The organism is Testudinibacter sp. P17/SS/0325 (genome assembly GCF_053570765.1).
On sequence record NZ_CM131635.1, the window covers coordinates 2,096,686 to 2,113,624 of the forward strand.

Below are 16,939 nucleotides of genomic sequence, written 5' to 3' on the forward strand. Positions count from 1 at the left end.
TACTCCAGTTAAAATTAAGTGCGCCATTCTAGCAAAAAAAACGCGAAAAATTAATTATTATCATGCGAAATAACGTTAAAATAAGACTAAAATAGCGCCATTATTTTACTGAGGACCTTGTATGAATCAATTATTAACCCTTGCACAAGCATTAAATCAGATCGTTAGCGCACTTCCCTTTCCGGCGGACGCACAAACCGAACTCATTCCATTGGATCAAGCGCAAAACCGCATTTGTGCCGAAGATATTGCCTCGCCGATTAATGTGCCGAATTTTGATAATTCGGCGATGGACGGTTACGCGGTGCGCCTTGCCGATCTACAACAAAATCAAACTCTACCCATTGCCGGAAAAAGTTTCGCCGGTTCGCCTTTTATTGGCGATTGGACGGCGCAAAGTGCGGTCAGAATTATGACCGGTGCGATGATTCCATATGGTTGCGATGCAGTGATTATGCAGGAACAGGCGGAACTTGATAGCGACGGTAACGTGCGCTTTACTGCGCCGGTGAAAGCCGGGCAAAATATCCGCCGTATCGGCGAGGATGTCAAAGCCGGTGAAATCGTGTTGAAACAAGGGGCGAAACTGACCGCACTTTCATTGCCGCTGCTTGCCTCTTTAGGTATTGAAAAAGTCCGTGTTTTCAAACGGTTAAAAGTGGCATTGATTTCAACCGGCGATGAATTGGTTGCGGTCGGACAGCCGCTAAAAAGCGGGCAAATTTATGACACCAATCGTTTTGCAGTCAAACTGATGTTAGAAAAATGGCATTGTGAAATTCTGGATTACGGCATTTTGCCTGATGATGCTACTCTGTTTGAACAAAAATTTACCCAAGCCCAGCAGCAAGCGGATTTGTTGATCACCAGCGGCGGTGTCTCGGTCGGTGAAGCGGATTTCACCAAAACCGTATTGGAAAAACTAGGGCAAATTAATTTTTGGAAACTGGCAATCAAACCGGGCAAACCCTTTGCCTTTGGCAAATTGGAAAAGGCGTGGTTCTGCGGCTTGCCGGGCAATCCGGTTTCAGCCTTGGTCACGTTTTATCAATTAGTCCAACCGGTGATTGCCAAATTAAGCGGCTATGCCGAATGGCAAAAACCCATGCAATTAACTGCCGTTGCAACCACGCCGCTGAAAAAAGCCCCCGGCCGTTTGGATTTTCAACGTGGATTTTACAGCGTCAATGCGGAAGGCAAACTGGAAGTGCGCTCAGTCGGTTTTCAAGGCTCGCATATGTTTAGCTCGTTTGTTGCCAGCAACTGTTTTATCGTGTTGGAACAGGAACGTGGCAATGTTGCTGTCGGCGAAACGGTTACGATTGAACCGTTCGATACCGCTATTTTAAATTAAGTGCTTAAAATGACCGAATTAAGTTATCAAGAAGAATTGCGTTACAACCGCCAAATTATCCTGAAAGCGGTTGATTTTGACGGACAGGAAAAGCTGAAAGCCAGCAAAATGTTGATTGTCGGTTTGGGCGGTTTAGGCTGTGCCGCCGCGCAATATTTAGCAACTACCGGTGTCGGACATTTAACGCTGTTGGATTTTGACACGGTGTCGCTGTCAAATCTGCAACGGCAAGTGTTGCACGATGACAGCCGTTTAGACATGCCCAAAGTGCGGTCGGCGCAACTTTCACTACAGAAATTAAATCCGCATATTCAAATTGAAACCATCAATGCCAAGCTGAATGAAATCGAGTTAAGTGACGTTGTCACTCGGGCGGATGTGGTATTAGATTGTACCGATAACGTTGAAATTCGTAATTTACTGGATCATTGCTGTGAAAAAGCCCGAATTCCGCTGGTTTCAGGCGCGGCAATCCGCATGGAAGGACAGGTTTCGGTATTTACCTATCAAGCAAACACCCCGACCTACCGCACGTTGAGCCGCCTATTCGGTGAAAATACCCTAAGTTGCGTCGAAGCCGGCGTGCTTGCGCCGATTGTTGGCGTCGTCGGCTCGATTCAAGCCTTGGAGGCAATCAAAGTGCGGTTAAATATCGGTAAAAACTTGTGCGGACGGCTATTGATGATCGACGGCTTGAATATGGCGATTCGGGAAATCAAGTTGCCGAGCTAGATGTAATCAATCGGTAAAGCCGCCACATCAGCCGATAGCCATAATTTTTCCGGATATTGGTTGATAATTGTCCCTGGCGCAACAGTAATTTCACTATTGGCGAAATAATGCTTGTGAGTAATGCAAAATTTTTCGCCATTTGTTTATTCGGTGCTGCCGTGGTTTTAATCTCAACCGGTATAGAGGGTCTGCCCGTCAACAATAATCAAATCAATTTCTTTTTGATTGGTATCACGATAATAATATAGCGGCGGTTCAATAATTCCTTGATTATAAAATGATTTAATAATTTCACTCACAACAAAGGTTTCAAAGAATTGCCCGCTTTTTGCACCATTTTGCAAGGCTTCAGTCAGCCACTTGGTTAATCATGCCATTAGCCCCAACGCTGAAATAGATCTTGCGGCAGTGCAATATCAAACTGATCGAGCAAGCGGTTGACGCTTTGGTTAATCAGGTCGTCGAGGGTTTGCGGTTGATGATAAAACGCCGGCATGAGCGGGGTGATTTGCGCGCCGATTTCGGCGGCTTGGGTCATCAGGCGTAAATGCCCTAAATGCAGCGGCGTTTCACGCACGCATAAATGCAACGGTTTACGTTCTTTCAGGCAGACATCGGCGGCGCGACTGATCAGATCGTCGCTGTAGCAATGAGCGATTGCCGATAAGGTTTTGATCGAACACGGCACAACCACCATCCCTAAAGTGCGGTATGAGCCGGAGGAAATCGCCGCGCCAATATCACGAATATCATAATTCACATCGGCAAGCGAGCGCACGTCGGCGATACTGGCATTCGTTTCCATTGCAATGGTTTGGCGGGCGGCATTGCTGATAATCAAATGGGTTTCGATCTCGGTTTGCTGCAACACTTGCAATAAACGAATGCCATAAATCGCACCGGATGCGCCACTTATGGCAATGATTAAACGGGGTTTTTTCACGTTAAGTTTTATCTTTCGTTATGAATTTCTAAATTAGTTGCGTCTGCTTGCGTTTGTTTCGCTTTGTCGTTGCGCACCGACGCGATGTTCTCTAAGTATTCTTTTGACACATCACCGGTAATGTATTCGCCGGTAAATACCGAAGTGTCAAAATGTTGGATGTTTGGATTTTCTTGGCGCACCGATTCGGTTAAATCGTTTAAATCTTGGAAAATCAAGCGATCAACACCGATCAGTTCGGCAATTTCTTCCACACTGCGTCCATAAGCAATCAGTTCATTTTTTGTCGGCATATCAATGCCATATACGTTAGGATAGCGAATTTCAGGTGCGGCGGAGGCAAAATAGACTTTCTTTGCCCCGGCAAGGCGCGCCATTTCCACAATCTGTTCCGAGGTTGTGCCGCGCACAATCGAATCATCAACCAACAGCACGTTTTTATCTTTAAATTCAGAGGAAATGGTGTTCAGTTTACGCCGTACCGAATTTTTGCGCTGTTCCTGCCCCGGCATAATAAAGGTACGCCCGACATAGCGGTTTTTCACATAACCTTGACGATACGGTACGCCCAATTCGTGTGCAATCCGCAAGGCGATATCGGTGGAGGTTTCCGGAATCGGAATCACTACATCAATCTCCAAATCTTGCCATTCGCGTGCAATTTTTTTGCCTAAACGCTCGCCCATATGTACCCGCGCAGCATAAACGGATACGCCGTCAATGCAGGAATCCGGGCGGGCAAAATACACATATTCAAAAATACACGGACACAATTCCGGGTTGACCGCACATTGTTCGGAAGAGAAATTGCCGTTAAAATCAACATAAATCGCTTCGCCCGGATTGACATCACGCACAAACTCAAAACCGATTGCATCCAGCGCGACGCTTTCGGAGGCAAAGGCATATTCGATAATCCCGTTATCTAATTGGCGCTGTCCCAATACCAGCGGTCGAATACCGTGCGGATCACGGAATGCGATCATACCGAAACCGATAATCATCGCCACACAGGCATAAGCGCCGCGAATATCCTGATGGGTTTTTCTGATTGCGTTGAAAATATCATTTGCGGATAAGTCTAGATCGTCGGCTTGATCTAAATGATAGGCTAAAATATTTAATAGGGCTTCGGAATCGGAATTGGTATTGACGTGGCGGCGGGCTAAGGTGAAAAGTTTTTGTTTGAGTTCCTCGGAGTTGGTCAGGTTGCCGTTGTGGACGAGGGTTAAGCCGTAAGGAGAGTTGACATAAAACGGTTGTGCTTCGGAAACGCTGGAGCTGCCTGCGGTCGGATAACGCACATGCCCAATCCCTGCATTGCCCTGCAAACGGGTCATGTGGATTTGTTGGAACGTATCGCTGACCAAGCCGTTGGCTTTACGCAAGCGGAAGCGATTTTCATTATCCACCGTTACAATCCCGGCGGCGTCCTGTCCACGGTGTTGCAACACGGTCAAACCATCGTAAATAGCTTGATTAACGGGGGTCTGCCCAATAATTCCAATGATTCCACACATTTTTGTCTCGTCCTTAGCGGTGTAATTAGCAGTATAAATTGAGAGTTAATTTAACGGTTAAAATTTAGATTTAGGCGTTAAAAAAGAAGAATTCTGTTGTAACTGTTCGAAGAACCATTCTACCACAAAACCAAAGTGCGGTATCAGTTTTGAATTTTTCCACCATTCGGACTGGTCAAAATTAGTAAACGTATCCACACAGAAAAGTAAAGCGGCAACAATCAACACTCCGCGCAACACGCCGAAACAGGCGCCTAACACACGATCGGTGCCGGTCAAACCGGTTTTGTCGACCAATTGTCCGATAATATAATTAATCACGGCACCGACAATCAAACTACAAATAAACAGAATGGCAATCGCGGCGCCGATACGAATATGTTCCGATTCAATTTGGGTTAGCATGCCGGCAAGATAAGGATAAAAGCGGCTGGCAACGAAAAAAGCCATCACCCAGCTGGCGAGCGACATCACTTCTCGCACAAAACCACGCAATAAACTGACGATAAGGGAGAAAATAATAATGCCGATAATCAGGTAATCTATCATGTAAAAACTCTAGGAAAAATAGAAAGGAACGCTAAGCGTGATGAAGGCGTTATTGTACAAAAAAAGGCTATGGTTGCGTAGTGAAATTTTTAAATCAAGGTCAATTCCATTTACAAAGCAAACATTCCTGCTCGGTTGCGCCACGATAGATCTCGAATTTAAAACGGTTTTCTGCTATTGTTTAGAAACATTTTTTTAACACGCTTTTTAACACAGGATACTCTCTTGATCACACAATCCTCTTTCCGTGATGCCATGGCGCATTTGGCATCGGCTGTCAGCATTTTAACCACCAGCGGCGAAGCGGGCACGATTGGGCTTACGGTTTCTTCAGTAACTTCCGTTACCGACTCCCCGGCAACCTTGTTAGTCTGTATCAATCAAGCCAGCGAAGTACATGATATTATCAAACGGAATGGCAAGGTGACAGTGAATATTCTCAAGGCGGAACAACAAGATTTAGCGCTGCATTTTGCCGCGATGGCGGACAGCACGATGGAACAACGCTTGGCGTGGGATGTGTGGCAAAATGCCGAAAACGGCATACCGCACTTGCGCAATGCCTTGGTCAATCTGCAAGGGCGTATTGTTGCCGATAATCATATCGGCACGCACAGTGTCTTTTTTATTGAAATTGATACGATTGACCTGCAACCCGGCGAAGCACTGCTCTATTTTAACCGTTCGTTTAAAACGATTGCATTATAAATGCACTCTACAATTCCTCCCAAAAATCAGCCGATAAGTGTTTATCGGCTGATTTTAATATCTTTGCCAAATCCATAAAAGTCGGTTTTTCAGCCAAGATGAGATATACCTGCTGTTGTTGCAAAAGCGAGGCTATTTTTTGATAGGCTTGTTTGGCGCTTTCCGCCAACGGCTGCTGCGCACGTTTGCCTAACCACCACAACCCTTGCAACGGAAAACTGAGGGCGAAAAGTGCGGTCAGCACTGCCGCCGCCAACGCCATTTGATTGCCCGGCAGGGCGATTTGTTGCCAGACTATCGCCGCCACGGCAATTGCCGGCATGGCTTTTTGCGCAAAACGAACCGCCCGTATAACCCGGTTTTCCGGAAAAATCATGCCTAATTTTGCCTGTTGCGGCCATGTTTCCAGATAATGTTGTCCTAACTTAAAAGTGGTAAAAAGGTGCATGTTGTCCTGCTCATCGCTAATGAATCGTTATAAAGATCACGTTTTGCGTGGATTTCTCTCGAATTGCAATTTATTTTATTCTATCAAAAGTGTATCCTATATCGGATAATTTTCTGCGCATACTGCGCCTTTACTTAACTCAACATGAAATAGGTTAAAAAATTATGTCACAAAAATTGATCCTGGTTCTAAACTGCGGTAGTTCTTCTTTGAAATTTGCCATTTTAGATCCTCAATCCGGTGATGAGAAACTGTCAGGTTTGGCAGAAGCTTTTCACTTAGAAGACGCCCGTATCAAATGGAAATTGAATGGCGAAAAAGGCAATGCCGATTTGGGCGCCGGTGCGGCGCATAGCGAAGCATTAAATTTTATCGTGAACCAAATTTTACCACAAGGCGAAGGATTAAAAGACAGTATTGTGGCGATTGGTCACCGTATCGTACACGGCGGTGAAAGATTTACTCAATCCGTACTGATTAATGACGACGTCATCGAAGGTATCCGTGACGCAGTACAATTTGCGCCGTTGCACAACCCGGCGCATTTAATCGGGATTGAAGAAGCGTTTAAAGCCTTCCCTGAGTTAAAAGAGAAAAACGTTGCGGTATTTGATACGGCATTCCACCAAACCATGCCGGAGGAAGCCTATTTATATGCCCTGCCGTATTCCATGTATAAAGAACACGGCGTTCGTCGCTACGGCGCACATGGCACCAGCCACTATTATGTTAGCCGCGAAGTGGCGAAAGAGCTGAATATTGCGGAAGATAAAGTGAACGTGATCACCTGTCACTTAGGTAACGGCGGTTCGGTTGCAGCGATTCGCCACGGCGAATGTATCGACACCTCAATGGGTTTAACCCCGTTGGAAGGTTTAGTGATGGGAACCCGTTCCGGCGACATCGACCCGGCGATCATCTTCTATATGTACAATACCCTCGGCATGAAAATGGAAGAAATCGAAACGACACTGACCAAAAAATCCGGTTTATTGGGCTTGACCGAAGTGACCAGCGACTGCCGCTATGCGGAAGACAACTATGACAGCAAAGCAGACGCCAAACGCGCTATCGACGTGTACAGCTACCGTTTGGCCAAATACATCGGTTCTTATATGGCGGTGATCGGCGAGCGTTTGGACGCCATCGTCTTTACCGGCGGTATCGGTGAAAACTCGGCGCATATCCGTGAATTGACTTTGGCACACCTGAAATTATTCGGTTATGACATGGATAACGAACGCAATTTGGCGGCGCGTTTCGGTAAATCCGGCAAAATTACCAGCGATAATTCCCCATTAGCCTTGGTTATCCCGACCAATGAAGAACTGGTTATTGCCCAAGATACAGCGCGCTTGGCCGTAAACTAAGATTTTCCGCTGCCGACTCAAGTCGGCAGTTTTTTGGTTAAGATTTTTATTCAATATACAAAAGGCGTTATTATGTCTCGTACCATTATTTTAACTCCCGTCAGTGCCGGCGTCGGTCTGACCAGTGTCAGTTTGGGTTTGGTGCATGCGCTTGAACAAAAAGGCGTAAAAATTGCATTTATGAAACCGATCTCGCAACCAAGCAGTGGCGAAGATAAGATTGACCGTACCACCTCTATCCTGCGCAACAGCACCTCAGTCGATACCGGCGAACCGATTATGCTGAGTAAAGCGGAATCGTTGATCGGTCAAAACCAATCCGATGTGTTGCTGGAAAAAATTGTTGCGCAACACCAATCCTTAAGCAGCAAAAACGAATTGGTGATTGTGGAAGGCTTGATTCCAACCAGTAAAAGCACCTATGCCTCCGGTGTTAACTATGAAATTGCGCAAGCGTTGGATGCGGAAATTATTCTGGTCGCCGCACCGGGCACGGACACCCCAAGCCAATTAATCGAACGTTTGGAAGCGGTTGCCAGTGATTTTGGCGGACGTAACAACCCGAATTTAGTCGGTGTGGTGGTGAATAAATTTAATGCTCCGGTCGATCAAAGCGGCCGCACCCGTCCGGATTTGAGCGAAATTTTTGATTCTTTCCAAGAGAACGAAAGCTCAATCAATGAAGTTCGCCATTTATTCTCAAAAAGCCCGTTGACTTTGATCGCCAGTATTCCTTGGAATGCCGACCTCATTGCAACCCGTGCGATTGATATTGCCAAGCACTTAAATGCGCAAATCATTTATGAAGGTGAAATCAAAACCCGTCGTATCCACGGCATTACTTTCTGCGCCCGTAATTTACCGAACATGGTCGAGCATTTCCGTGCCGGCAGTCTGTTGGTGACCTCTGCGGATCGCCCGGATGTATTGGTTGCAGCCTGTTTGGCAGCAATGAACGGCGTCAAAATCGGTGCCTTAGTGCTGACCGGGGGTTATAAAATCGATACCCAAATCAGCAAACTGTGCCAACAAGCTTTTGAAACCGGCTTACCGGTGGTGCGTGTCGAAGGCAACACTTGGCAAACCTCGCTCAACCTGCAAAGTTTCAATTTGGAAGTGCCGCCGGATGATGCGGAACGAATCGAAACCATTAAACAATTCACCAGTGCGCAATATAATCCGCAGTTTATCGACAGTTTGGTCGGTTCTTCTTCGCGTTTGCGCCGCTTGTCGCCGCCGGCATTCCGTTATCAATTAACCGAACTGGCACGCAGCGCCAAAAAACGTATCGTGTTGCCGGAAGGCGACGAACCGCGTACGGTTAAAGCGGCGGCGATTTGTGCTGAACGCGGTATTGCCGAATGTATCTTGTTGGCAAGCCCGGAAGATGTCAACCGTGTTGCTGAATCGCAAGGCGTTCAATTAGGCAAGGGTATCACCATTATCGATCCGAAAATGGTGCGCCAAAACTATGTGGCGCGTTTGGTCGAGTTGCGTAAAAATAAAGGCATGACCGAAGTGGTTGCGGAAGAACAACTGCAAGACAATGTGGTATTAGGCACGATGATGTTAGAAGCCGCGGAAGTCGATGGTTTAGTCTCCGGTGCGGTTCACACCACGGCAAACACCATTCGCCCACCAATGCAAATCATCAAAACCGCACCGGGCAACTCCATTGTTTCGTCCATCTTCTTTATGTTGCTGCCGGATCAAGTGTTGGTCTATGGCGACTGTGCGGTGAATCCGGATCCAAGTGCGGAACAATTGGCTGAAATTGCGATTCAATCGGCTGATTCGGCAAAAGCCTTTGGTATCGATCCGAAAGTGGCGATGATTTCCTACTCTACCAGCTCTTCCGGTCAAGGTTCGGACGTGGAAAAAGTACGCGAAGCGACCCGCTTGGCACAAGAAAAACGTCCTGACCTGATCATTGACGGTCCGTTGCAATATGACGCGGCGGTGATGGAAGATGTGGCGCGCTCTAAAGCCCCCGGCTCCCCTGTTGCCGGCAAAGCCACGGTATCCATCTTCCCGGATTTGAACACCGGCAATACCACCTATAAAGCGGTGCAACGCTCTGCCGATTTGGTTTCTATCGGACCAATGTTGCAAGGCATGCGCAAACCGGTCAATGACTTATCACGCGGCGCGTTAGTCGATGATATTGTTTACACCATCGCATTAACCGCCATTCAAGCAACGCAATAATCGTTGCTTGCAGCAATAATAAGCCGACAAAAAAACCTGCTTTTCACAGCAGGTTTTTTATGTCTGATTATTGAGATCACCCAATCACTTTCGGTAAATAACCGGTATCAATCAAAAACGGAATCACGATAATCAGCAGTCCCAACAGCAATGCGAGCACAAGTGCGGTATTGCCGCCAATTACGCGATACGGCAGGTTCGGATGTAAACGGCGTGCTTTCCATGCCAAACCAACCGGCAACACTAAACCATAAAAGGCAAACATAATCCCGGCATAGCCTAAGGCTAAAATAAAACCTTTCGGATAAAACAACGCGAAAATCAATGGCGGCACAAAGGTTAATACTCCCAGCGACGCACGATTTGACCGCACTTTGACCCGTTTGAGCAAATCATGCAAGCAATCAAATAAACTCAAAGACACCCCTAAAAACGAAGTCACCAAAGCTAACGAAGAAAACAGCCGCACCGCTTCGCTTAAAATCTGACTGCCGGTGATTTCACGGGTGGCATTGACCAAACCTTTCAAGGTAGGGTCTTGTTGTAAAATATGTAGAAATTGTGATTGGCTCAGCACGCCATGGGTGGATAGCTGCCATAACAAATAGGCAATCAATGGAAGTCCGGTACCGGCAATCACTGAGATACGCAAGCGCTTCACATCACCGTCTAAATATTTCACGATACTCGGCAGCACCACATGGAAGCCGAACGAAGTAAAGAAAACCGGGGCGGCAGATAAGATCAGCGCATGATTTAGCGGCATTGCCATCAGGTTATCTAAAGAAACGCGCGGCAACATCATCAGCAACACAAACAGAAAAATAGCGATTTTGCTTAGAAAAAACAGCCGATTGACCGCATCCACACTCGATGTGCCGAGAATAATAAAAATGCCTAACACCACGGTAAACAACACAATGCTGACTTGGGTTGTGGTTTCATCATCGCCAATGATCGGTAATAAACCGCTGAGCAAAGAACCTCCGCCGGTGACATAAGCCGATAAAATCGCATACATAAAAATCAGCAGCGCCAATGTTGCTATAACCCGTCCGACAGAACCGAAATATTGCTCCGCCAATGAAGCCAAGCCGTCGTCAATCCGCGCGGTTTGATACACTTCGATAAACAGCAACGCACTGTAAGACAATAAAACCCATAAAATCAATAGCAAAAGAACGGTAAATGAAAATCCCATACTGGCGGAGGTAATCGGCATTGCCAACATCCCGGCACCAATCGTTGTTCCGGCAACCAATAAAGTGCTGCCCAATGTTTTATTTTTCACAACATGTCTCGATTTTTCTGATTAAAAAAAAAGTGCCCATGAAATGGGCACTACTCGGAAAGCAAATAGATGGCTATTGAAATAGCGCTTTTTATTGTGCGCGTAAGATACTCGAATCTTGAATGAAGAGCAAGTATCATCCGAATTAAATAGTCATTTTGTGATTTTGCGCAAGATTTTTAGATGAAATTGAATATTTTTTAATAAATCTTAGCGACTAAAACGCTAAAAATCCTGCGGCTTCAATCTTTTTCCCGACTATTAGTGTCAATATTAAACACGCTACTGCCGAATTAAATTGCTGCATTTTTTGAGGTAGAACAAATATTCGAGAAAATCCGCTTGAAATAAATTCTGATCGGCTCATAATTTGCCTATCTTATCATGATAAAGGTTCTCATTTTTATTCGTGTTACTAATATGTTAAAAATTATTAAATATTTATTACTGACCGCACTTTTCTCCGTCAGCCTGAATCTGAGCGCGACCGAAACTGACGGTGATAACCGTTATCGCGCCTATATCGCCGATATTGAACAACGCTTGGATAACACTCTGGGGTATTATCAAAACGGCGAGGTCAATCAGGCGAAAAGTGCGGTGCAAATGGCGTATTTCGAGGTGTTTGAGAATTTGGAAGGCCCGATTCGAATCAACATTTCCGCACAAAAAAGCTACCAGTTGGAAGCCGCTTTCGGCGAAATCCGCAAGATGATCACCCAAAATCAGCCGCAGTCGGTTATCGCAGAAAAAATTGATTGGTTGAAAAATGAGTTGAATCGGCTGGAATCGGTGTTGAACGACGGACACCGCCTCACCGCCGAAGGGCAACACGGCGCGTATCAAAACAGTGAGATTGCACCTTATTGGCAACAAAGTTTTCAGATTATCGACGATCTGCTGGCACAAGCGATCAGCGCCTACCAAGAGGGCGATTTGGACAGCGCCAAGAAGTTGATTCAACAGGCGCAATATGACGGTTACAAAAATTCCGAAATGGAAATGGCAATTCGGCAAAACCGCTCTTCCACCCAGTCCTCCGCTCTCAACCAACAATTTTACGATCTGATCAAAGCCGCACAACAGGCTGAAAACCTGAGCGAGCTGGGCTATTTAACTACCCAATTATTACAAGATATCGAAGATCAACTGCCGAACCTGCCGACCACCAAACAGGCGCAACAAGCGCAGGCAATGCAAGCCGCCGAGCCGCAAAACAACAGCACGCAAAATTGGCAACAGGTCGCCGCCGAGGTTAATCAAGGCATTCAGCAAGCACTTCAACACTATCAACAAGGTAAGCGTGACGAGGCGATTATGGCGGTGCAGGACACCTATTTCGATGTGTTCGAAAGTTCCGGCATGGAAAGCAGTATCGGCTCGCGCGACAGCAATTTGAAAACCACCCTGGAGGGCTTTTTCACCCGTCTGGTCGGGCAAATGAAAGCGCAGCAATCGCCGGAGCAACTGCAACAACAAGCGGACGGCTTGGCGCAACAGTTGCAAAGTGCGGTCAGTTTATTAAGCCAAAACAGCGGCGGCGCTTGGGATATTTTCCTCTACAGCCTGCTGATTATCCTGCGTGAGGGCTTGGAAGCCTTGCTGATTGTGGCGGCGATTGTGGCGTATTTGGTAAAAAACCATCATCAGGACAAGCTGCCGGTTATCCGCCAATCGGTGGTTATCGCCCTTGTCGCCAGTGTGATCACCGCATTTATCTTCCAGTTGCTGTTTGAAAATTCCGGCGCAAACCGTGAATTATTGGAAGGTATCACCATGATTTTCGCCGTGGTTATGCTGTTTATGATGAGCTATTGGCTGCTGTCGAAAGTAGAGGCGCAAAATTGGAAACGCTACCTTGAAGGCAAGCTCTCCACCGCCCTGACCACCGGCTCGTTGATCGGGTTATGGCTCACCAGTTTTCTGGCGGTTTACCGCGAAGGGGCGGAAACCGTGTTGTTTTACTACGCATTAGTGGGCGATATCCAATCTGCCGACGGCTATGTATATCTGTTCGGCGGCTTTGCGATCGGCGTGATGTTATTGTTGGTTGTCTATTTGATTATGCGTTTTACCGTGGTCAAACTGCCGTTAAAACCGTTCTTTATGTTGACGGGCGGCTTTATGTATCTGATGGCGTTTGTCTTTGCCGGTAAAAGCGTGTTGGAACTGATTGAGGGAAAACTGGTTCAACCGACCTTACTGGACGGCTTCCCTGAAATTTCCTGGTTGGGAATTTATCCGTATCTCGAAACCTTAATTCCGCAAGCCGTTTTAATCTTGGCGGCGATTTTCGCCCTGTTGTATATGAAAATCAGCGCTAAAAAACAGGCATTACACGCTATTTAATCCTAAACTTTTAAGAGGTATTTTATGAACTTCAAAAAAACATTGCTCACCGCCACCCTCGTCGCCGGTATCTTCTCCGCTACCTCGGCGCTGGCATTCAAAGAGTATCCGGCAGGCGAACCGGTTACCATGAACGAAATGGAAATCGCAGCGGTTTATTTGCAGCCGATCGATATGGAACCGCGCGGTATGGGTTTACCGGCGGCGAAATCGGATATCCATCTGGAAGCGGATATTCATGCGATCGAAGGCAATAAAAACGGCTTCGGCGCCGGCGAATGGATGCCGTATCTGACCATTAATTATACCTTGGAAAATTTGGATACCGGTGAAAAACAACAAGGCACGTTTATGCCGATGGTTGCCGGCGACGGTCCGCACTACGGCGCCAACATCAAAATGATGGGCGTGGGCAACTATAAAGTGACTTACCACATCGAGCCGCCGTCAAAAGCGGGGTTGCACCGCCATACCGATGACGAAACCGGTGTCGGCCGCTGGTGGAAACCGTTTGATGCGGCGTTTGAATTTAAATATACCGGTTTGAATTGATCTGAAATCGGTCGTTACCACTCTGCTTTGCCGGTGTTTTGCACGCTTTTCAGGGTGGTAATTTTATCTTTTTAAATCTTATTTATTCCAATCTGCATAGGATTTAAAAACATAAAAGGTTGTTGCAATGAATTACTTTTTCACCTCGGTTTTACAATTATTGCTGCCGTTCGGCGTACTCAGCGGTTTGTTGTGGGCAAAACAGCGAACCGTGCCGGACAAAGCGCTGTTTTGGCTCTCTCTGACCGCACTTTGCAGCGGCTTTGTCCTATGGCAACTGTTCAGCGTCAACCAAAGCCTGAAACTGATCCTGTCAATCGGTTATGCGTCGGTGTTGCTGTTTAGCCTGTTCAGTGCTTGGCTGAATCGGCGGCAACTGCTCTACCTTGCGCAAACCCTGTTACTGCTGTTCGCCGGTATTTTCTGGGCGCAAAATCCGAATTTGAGTGCAATCACCTCCACCGAGATCATCAATACTGATTTTATTCTTAATCTGTTTGCAATAGCGACCGCACTTTTGCTCTGTCTGTTGTGCGCCAACTGGATTGTCAGTCTGTTGCGGCAAAGCGCATTGGCTTATTCCGCTTGTTGGCAGCTGCGGCTGATAGCTATGCTGCTGTTGGGCGTTTGGCTGTTGTTACCGCTCAGCGGGCAAATTTTGCTGTCGCTGATTAAATTGCAATTGATCGATCTGGATAAAACCCTGCTCAGTTTTGTTGCCAAAAGCCTGAATCTGACCATTTGGAATAATTATCTGCTGGCGGGCATGCTTATCGCTATCAGCCTGCTGTTTTTCATTTGCGTGCAGCGTCCGCGCCAGCATGTGTTGGCACAGCAAACCGATCTGATCGAAAAACGGCAAAAAACCGCACTTTATCGCCAAGCGCGCCGCATTACGCTATCGGGCTTGCTGTTGGCGCTGATAGTGATCGCCGCACAGCTGTATTGGGATAAAATCGCTTCGCAGCCGCCGCGCCTGTCGCAAGCCACGCCGGTGACATTGTCACAAGACGGGCAAGTGCATATCGACATCAAACAGGTCAGCGACGGCAAATTACACCGCTTCGTTTGGATTTCCGACGAAGGCAAAGCCGTGCGTTTCTTTATTATCAACCGGTTAAGCGATCGTGTCAGCTTGGGCGTGGTGTTTGACGCCTGCCTGCTGTGCGGCGATCAGGGTTATGTCATGCAAGGCAATCAGGTGATCTGCGTGGCTTGCGGCGTGCATATGTTTATTCCGTCGATCGGTAAGCCGGGCGGCTGCAATCCGGTACCGATTAACGATTGGCGGCAAACCGAACAACAGGTGATCATCAGCAAGCAAAGCTTGGAAGAAGGTTTGAACTACTTCTCGACCATCGTGCAATTGGAGGTGATTGATCCGGTAGACGGCAGCAAGCTGCTCAACACCGACGCCAAATTTAAATACAACTACGCCGGCAAAACCTACTTTTTTGCTTCGGAACAGAATATCAATCAATTCCGTGACAATCCTGAGCGCTACCTTGCGCCGCAAAGCCAAGCGCCGCAAACCCGCTTGGCGGAGGAATAAGTTATGCTGTTACGTATGTTGTTACAATCGTGGAAAAACGGGTTACGGCGCAAGTTTTTGGCGATTTTCACCATTTTTCTCGCCGCCGGTTTAATCTCCGCCCTGTTGGCGGTGTCGATTGATATCGGCGATAAAATGGCAAAAGAGCTGAAATCCTACGGCGCCAATATTTTGATTGAACCTGCCGCCCAAGCCGCGCTGCCGCAAGTCGATCAAGAACGGGAAAATCTGTTGCAGGGGCAGGATTTTTTAGACGAAAAAGAACTGCCTAACATTAAAGATATTTTTTGGGGCAACAATATCGTCGGCTTTGCGCCGCAATTGAATGCGCCTTTTGAGTTGATTAGCCGTAACGGACAAGCGCAGCAACAAGATATCAGCGTACTGGGCACGTTTTTTGACTATCCGATCGGCATTCCGGACGATCCGGATTATCACACCGGACAGAAAATCATCAGCCCGTATTGGCAGGTGGACGGCGAATGGGTGGATGACAGTGTCAAACACCGCCATAACCGTGCTAACACTCAAAGTGCGGTTGCGCCGCAAGCACTGGTCGGGCGCCAACTGGCGGCAAGTGCCGATATTCATATCGGTGATCGGTTGCAATTACGTCCGTTCACTGACTCTAGCGCAGAGATGACCGCACTTTTAGAGGTAACGGTAAGCGGAATTCTGTCGAGCGGCGGCAATGAAGAAAATCAGGTGATCGTGCCGCTGCACGCACTGCAAAACAGTTTGAACCTCCACGGCAAAGTGCAGTCGGTACGGGTTTCGGCGTTGACCGTGCCGGAAAACGATCTGTCGCGCAAAGCGCGGGAAAATCTGGAAGCGTTGGACGCCGAAGAGTATGACCGCTGGTATTGCACCGCCTATGTTTCGTCAATCGCCCACCAGCTGGAAGAAGCGGTATCCGGCGCAGTGGTGCGCCCGATTTGGCAGGTCGCCGCCTCCGAAGGCGTGGTCATTGAGAAAATCCAGTTGCTGTTGGCGGTCGTCACGTTGGCGGCGCTGTTGGCTTCCGCAATGGGAATCGCTTCGTTGATGACCAGCAATATCATCGAACGCAGCAAAGAGATCGGCTTGATGAAAGCGCTGGGCGCACATCAACGGCAAATCAATCTGCTGTTTTATTGCGAAGCCGGTTTAAGCGGCGTTATCGGCGGGCTATTCGGTTGCCTTGCCGGTTGGGGCTTGGCTGGTTTTATCGGTGATGCGTTGTTCGGACAACCGCTCTCTTTTGCTTGGATTGTGGTGCCGTGCGTGCTGTTTTTGTCGGTGATGATTGCGATTATCGGCACTTGGTTTCCGGCGCACCGCATTGCCAAACTCTATCCGATCGAGGTGTTGTATGGGCGTTAAT

14 protein-coding genes and 1 pseudogene are annotated in these 16,939 nt (G+C 47.4%); 9 read left to right on the forward strand and 6 right to left on the reverse strand.

Annotation, left to right across the window (positions count from 1 at the left end; genetic code table 11):
- Positions 1-121: 121 nt before the first annotated feature.
- On the forward strand, positions 122-1,354 hold the full coding sequence (gene moeA / locus ACWA50_RS10025; RefSeq protein ID WP_431052127.1) for a molybdopterin molybdotransferase MoeA: 1,233 nt from the start codon (positions 122-124) through the stop codon (positions 1,352-1,354).
- Between the two features lie 9 nt (positions 1,355-1,363).
- A complete protein-coding gene (gene moeB / locus ACWA50_RS10030; RefSeq protein ID WP_431052129.1) occupies positions 1,364-2,086 on the forward strand; it encodes a molybdopterin-synthase adenylyltransferase MoeB in 723 nt (240 codons plus the stop codon).
- Here the strand turns inward: moeB and ACWA50_RS10035 are convergent.
- The 4 genes and pseudogenes from ACWA50_RS10035 to ACWA50_RS10050 form a co-directional block, all read right to left on the reverse strand.
- Positions 2,083-2,469, reverse strand: a pseudogene (locus ACWA50_RS10035) (DUF4143 domain-containing protein); the annotation flags it as partial. The gene moeB and the pseudogene ACWA50_RS10035 overlap by 4 nt on opposite strands.
- A complete protein-coding gene (locus ACWA50_RS10040) occupies positions 2,463-3,029 on the reverse strand; it encodes a UbiX family flavin prenyltransferase (protein WP_431052131.1) in 567 nt (188 codons plus the stop codon). The pseudogene ACWA50_RS10035 and the gene ACWA50_RS10040, both read right to left, overlap by 7 nt.
- 8 nt (positions 3,030-3,037) lie before the next feature.
- On the reverse strand, positions 3,038-4,549 hold the full coding sequence (gene purF, locus ACWA50_RS10045) for an amidophosphoribosyltransferase (RefSeq protein WP_431052133.1): 1,512 nt from the start codon (positions 4,547-4,549) through the stop codon (positions 3,038-3,040).
- Positions 4,550-4,606: 57 nt separating this feature from the next.
- Positions 4,607-5,098: a CvpA family protein gene (locus ACWA50_RS10050; RefSeq protein ID WP_431052135.1), complete on the reverse strand. Its 492-nt coding sequence runs from the start codon at positions 5,096-5,098 to the stop codon at positions 4,607-4,609.
- Positions 5,099-5,353: 255 nt separating this feature from the next.
- Here ACWA50_RS10050 and ACWA50_RS10055 point away from each other — a divergent pair, with 255 nt between their 5' ends.
- Positions 5,354-5,806, forward strand: a complete 453-nt coding sequence (locus tag ACWA50_RS10055; RefSeq protein ID WP_431054339.1) for a flavin reductase — start codon at positions 5,354-5,356, stop codon at positions 5,804-5,806.
- A gap of 7 nt (positions 5,807-5,813) precedes the next feature.
- On the opposite strand, the gene yfbV is transcribed toward ACWA50_RS10055, so the two are convergent.
- The gene (yfbV, locus tag ACWA50_RS10060; protein ID WP_431052137.1) at positions 5,814-6,254 is read right to left on the reverse strand and encodes a terminus macrodomain insulation protein YfbV; all 441 of its coding nucleotides are present in this window, start codon (positions 6,252-6,254) and stop codon (positions 5,814-5,816) included.
- Positions 6,255-6,418: 164 nt separating this feature from the next.
- Between yfbV and ACWA50_RS10065 the strand changes: the two genes are divergently transcribed.
- Together ACWA50_RS10065 and pta are read left to right on the forward strand one after the other, a co-directional pair.
- Positions 6,419-7,624: an acetate kinase gene (locus ACWA50_RS10065; protein WP_431052139.1), complete on the forward strand. Its 1,206-nt coding sequence runs from the start codon at positions 6,419-6,421 to the stop codon at positions 7,622-7,624.
- Between the two features lie 72 nt (positions 7,625-7,696).
- Positions 7,697-9,832, forward strand: a complete 2,136-nt coding sequence (gene pta / locus ACWA50_RS10070; RefSeq protein WP_449343100.1) for a phosphate acetyltransferase — start codon at positions 7,697-7,699, stop codon at positions 9,830-9,832.
- A gap of 76 nt (positions 9,833-9,908) precedes the next feature.
- Here pta and ACWA50_RS10075 read toward each other — a convergent pair whose 3' ends face one another.
- Positions 9,909-11,123, reverse strand: coding sequence for an aromatic amino acid transport family protein (locus tag ACWA50_RS10075; RefSeq protein ID WP_431052143.1), 1,215 nt, complete (start codon positions 11,121-11,123; stop codon positions 9,909-9,911).
- Between the two features lie 420 nt (positions 11,124-11,543).
- Between ACWA50_RS10075 and ACWA50_RS10080 the strand changes: the two genes are divergently transcribed.
- From ACWA50_RS10080 to ACWA50_RS10095, 4 genes are all read left to right on the forward strand, one after another.
- Positions 11,544-13,472, forward strand: coding sequence for an FTR1 family protein (locus tag ACWA50_RS10080; RefSeq protein ID WP_431052145.1), 1,929 nt, complete (start codon positions 11,544-11,546; stop codon positions 13,470-13,472).
- Positions 13,473-13,496: 24 nt separating this feature from the next.
- On the forward strand, positions 13,497-14,024 hold the full coding sequence (locus ACWA50_RS10085; protein WP_431052147.1) for an iron transporter: 528 nt from the start codon (positions 13,497-13,499) through the stop codon (positions 14,022-14,024).
- Between the two features lie 127 nt (positions 14,025-14,151).
- On the forward strand, positions 14,152-15,576 hold the full coding sequence (locus tag ACWA50_RS10090; protein ID WP_431052149.1) for a Fe-S-containing protein: 1,425 nt from the start codon (positions 14,152-14,154) through the stop codon (positions 15,574-15,576).
- A 3-nt stretch (positions 15,577-15,579) separates the two neighbouring features.
- Positions 15,580-16,938 carry an ABC transporter permease gene (locus ACWA50_RS10095; RefSeq protein WP_431052151.1) on the forward strand — a complete coding sequence of 453 codons (1,359 nt, stop codon included), beginning with the start codon at positions 15,580-15,582 and terminating at the stop codon, positions 16,936-16,938.
- The last annotated feature ends 1 nt before the right edge of the window (position 16,939 follow it).

Bases quoted from the DNA above. Each gene is read 5' to 3' on its own strand.
- moeA (WP_431052127.1), top strand. From the start codon at position 122: ATGAATCAATTATTAACCCTTGCACAAGCATTAAATCAGATCGTTAGC.
- moeB (WP_431052129.1), top strand. From the start codon at position 1,364: ATGACCGAATTAAGTTATCAAGAAGAATTGCGTTACAACCGCCAAATT.
- purF (WP_431052133.1), bottom strand. From the start codon at position 4,549: ATGTGTGGAATCATTGGAATTATTGGGCAGACCCCCGTTAATCAAGCT.
- ACWA50_RS10050 (WP_431052135.1), bottom strand. From the start codon at position 5,098: ATGATAGATTACCTGATTATCGGCATTATTATTTTCTCCCTTATCGTC.
- ACWA50_RS10055 (WP_431054339.1), top strand. From the start codon at position 5,354: ATGGCGCATTTGGCATCGGCTGTCAGCATTTTAACCACCAGCGGCGAA.
- yfbV (WP_431052137.1), bottom strand. From the start codon at position 6,254: ATGCACCTTTTTACCACTTTTAAGTTAGGACAACATTATCTGGAAACA.
- ACWA50_RS10065 (WP_431052139.1), top strand. From the start codon at position 6,419: ATGTCACAAAAATTGATCCTGGTTCTAAACTGCGGTAGTTCTTCTTTG.
- pta (WP_449343100.1), top strand. From the start codon at position 7,697: ATGTCTCGTACCATTATTTTAACTCCCGTCAGTGCCGGCGTCGGTCTG.
- ACWA50_RS10080 (WP_431052145.1), top strand. From the start codon at position 11,544: ATGTTAAAAATTATTAAATATTTATTACTGACCGCACTTTTCTCCGTC.
- ACWA50_RS10085 (WP_431052147.1), top strand. From the start codon at position 13,497: ATGAACTTCAAAAAAACATTGCTCACCGCCACCCTCGTCGCCGGTATC.
- ACWA50_RS10090 (WP_431052149.1), top strand. From the start codon at position 14,152: ATGAATTACTTTTTCACCTCGGTTTTACAATTATTGCTGCCGTTCGGC.
- ACWA50_RS10095 (WP_431052151.1), top strand. From the start codon at position 15,580: ATGCTGTTACGTATGTTGTTACAATCGTGGAAAAACGGGTTACGGCGC.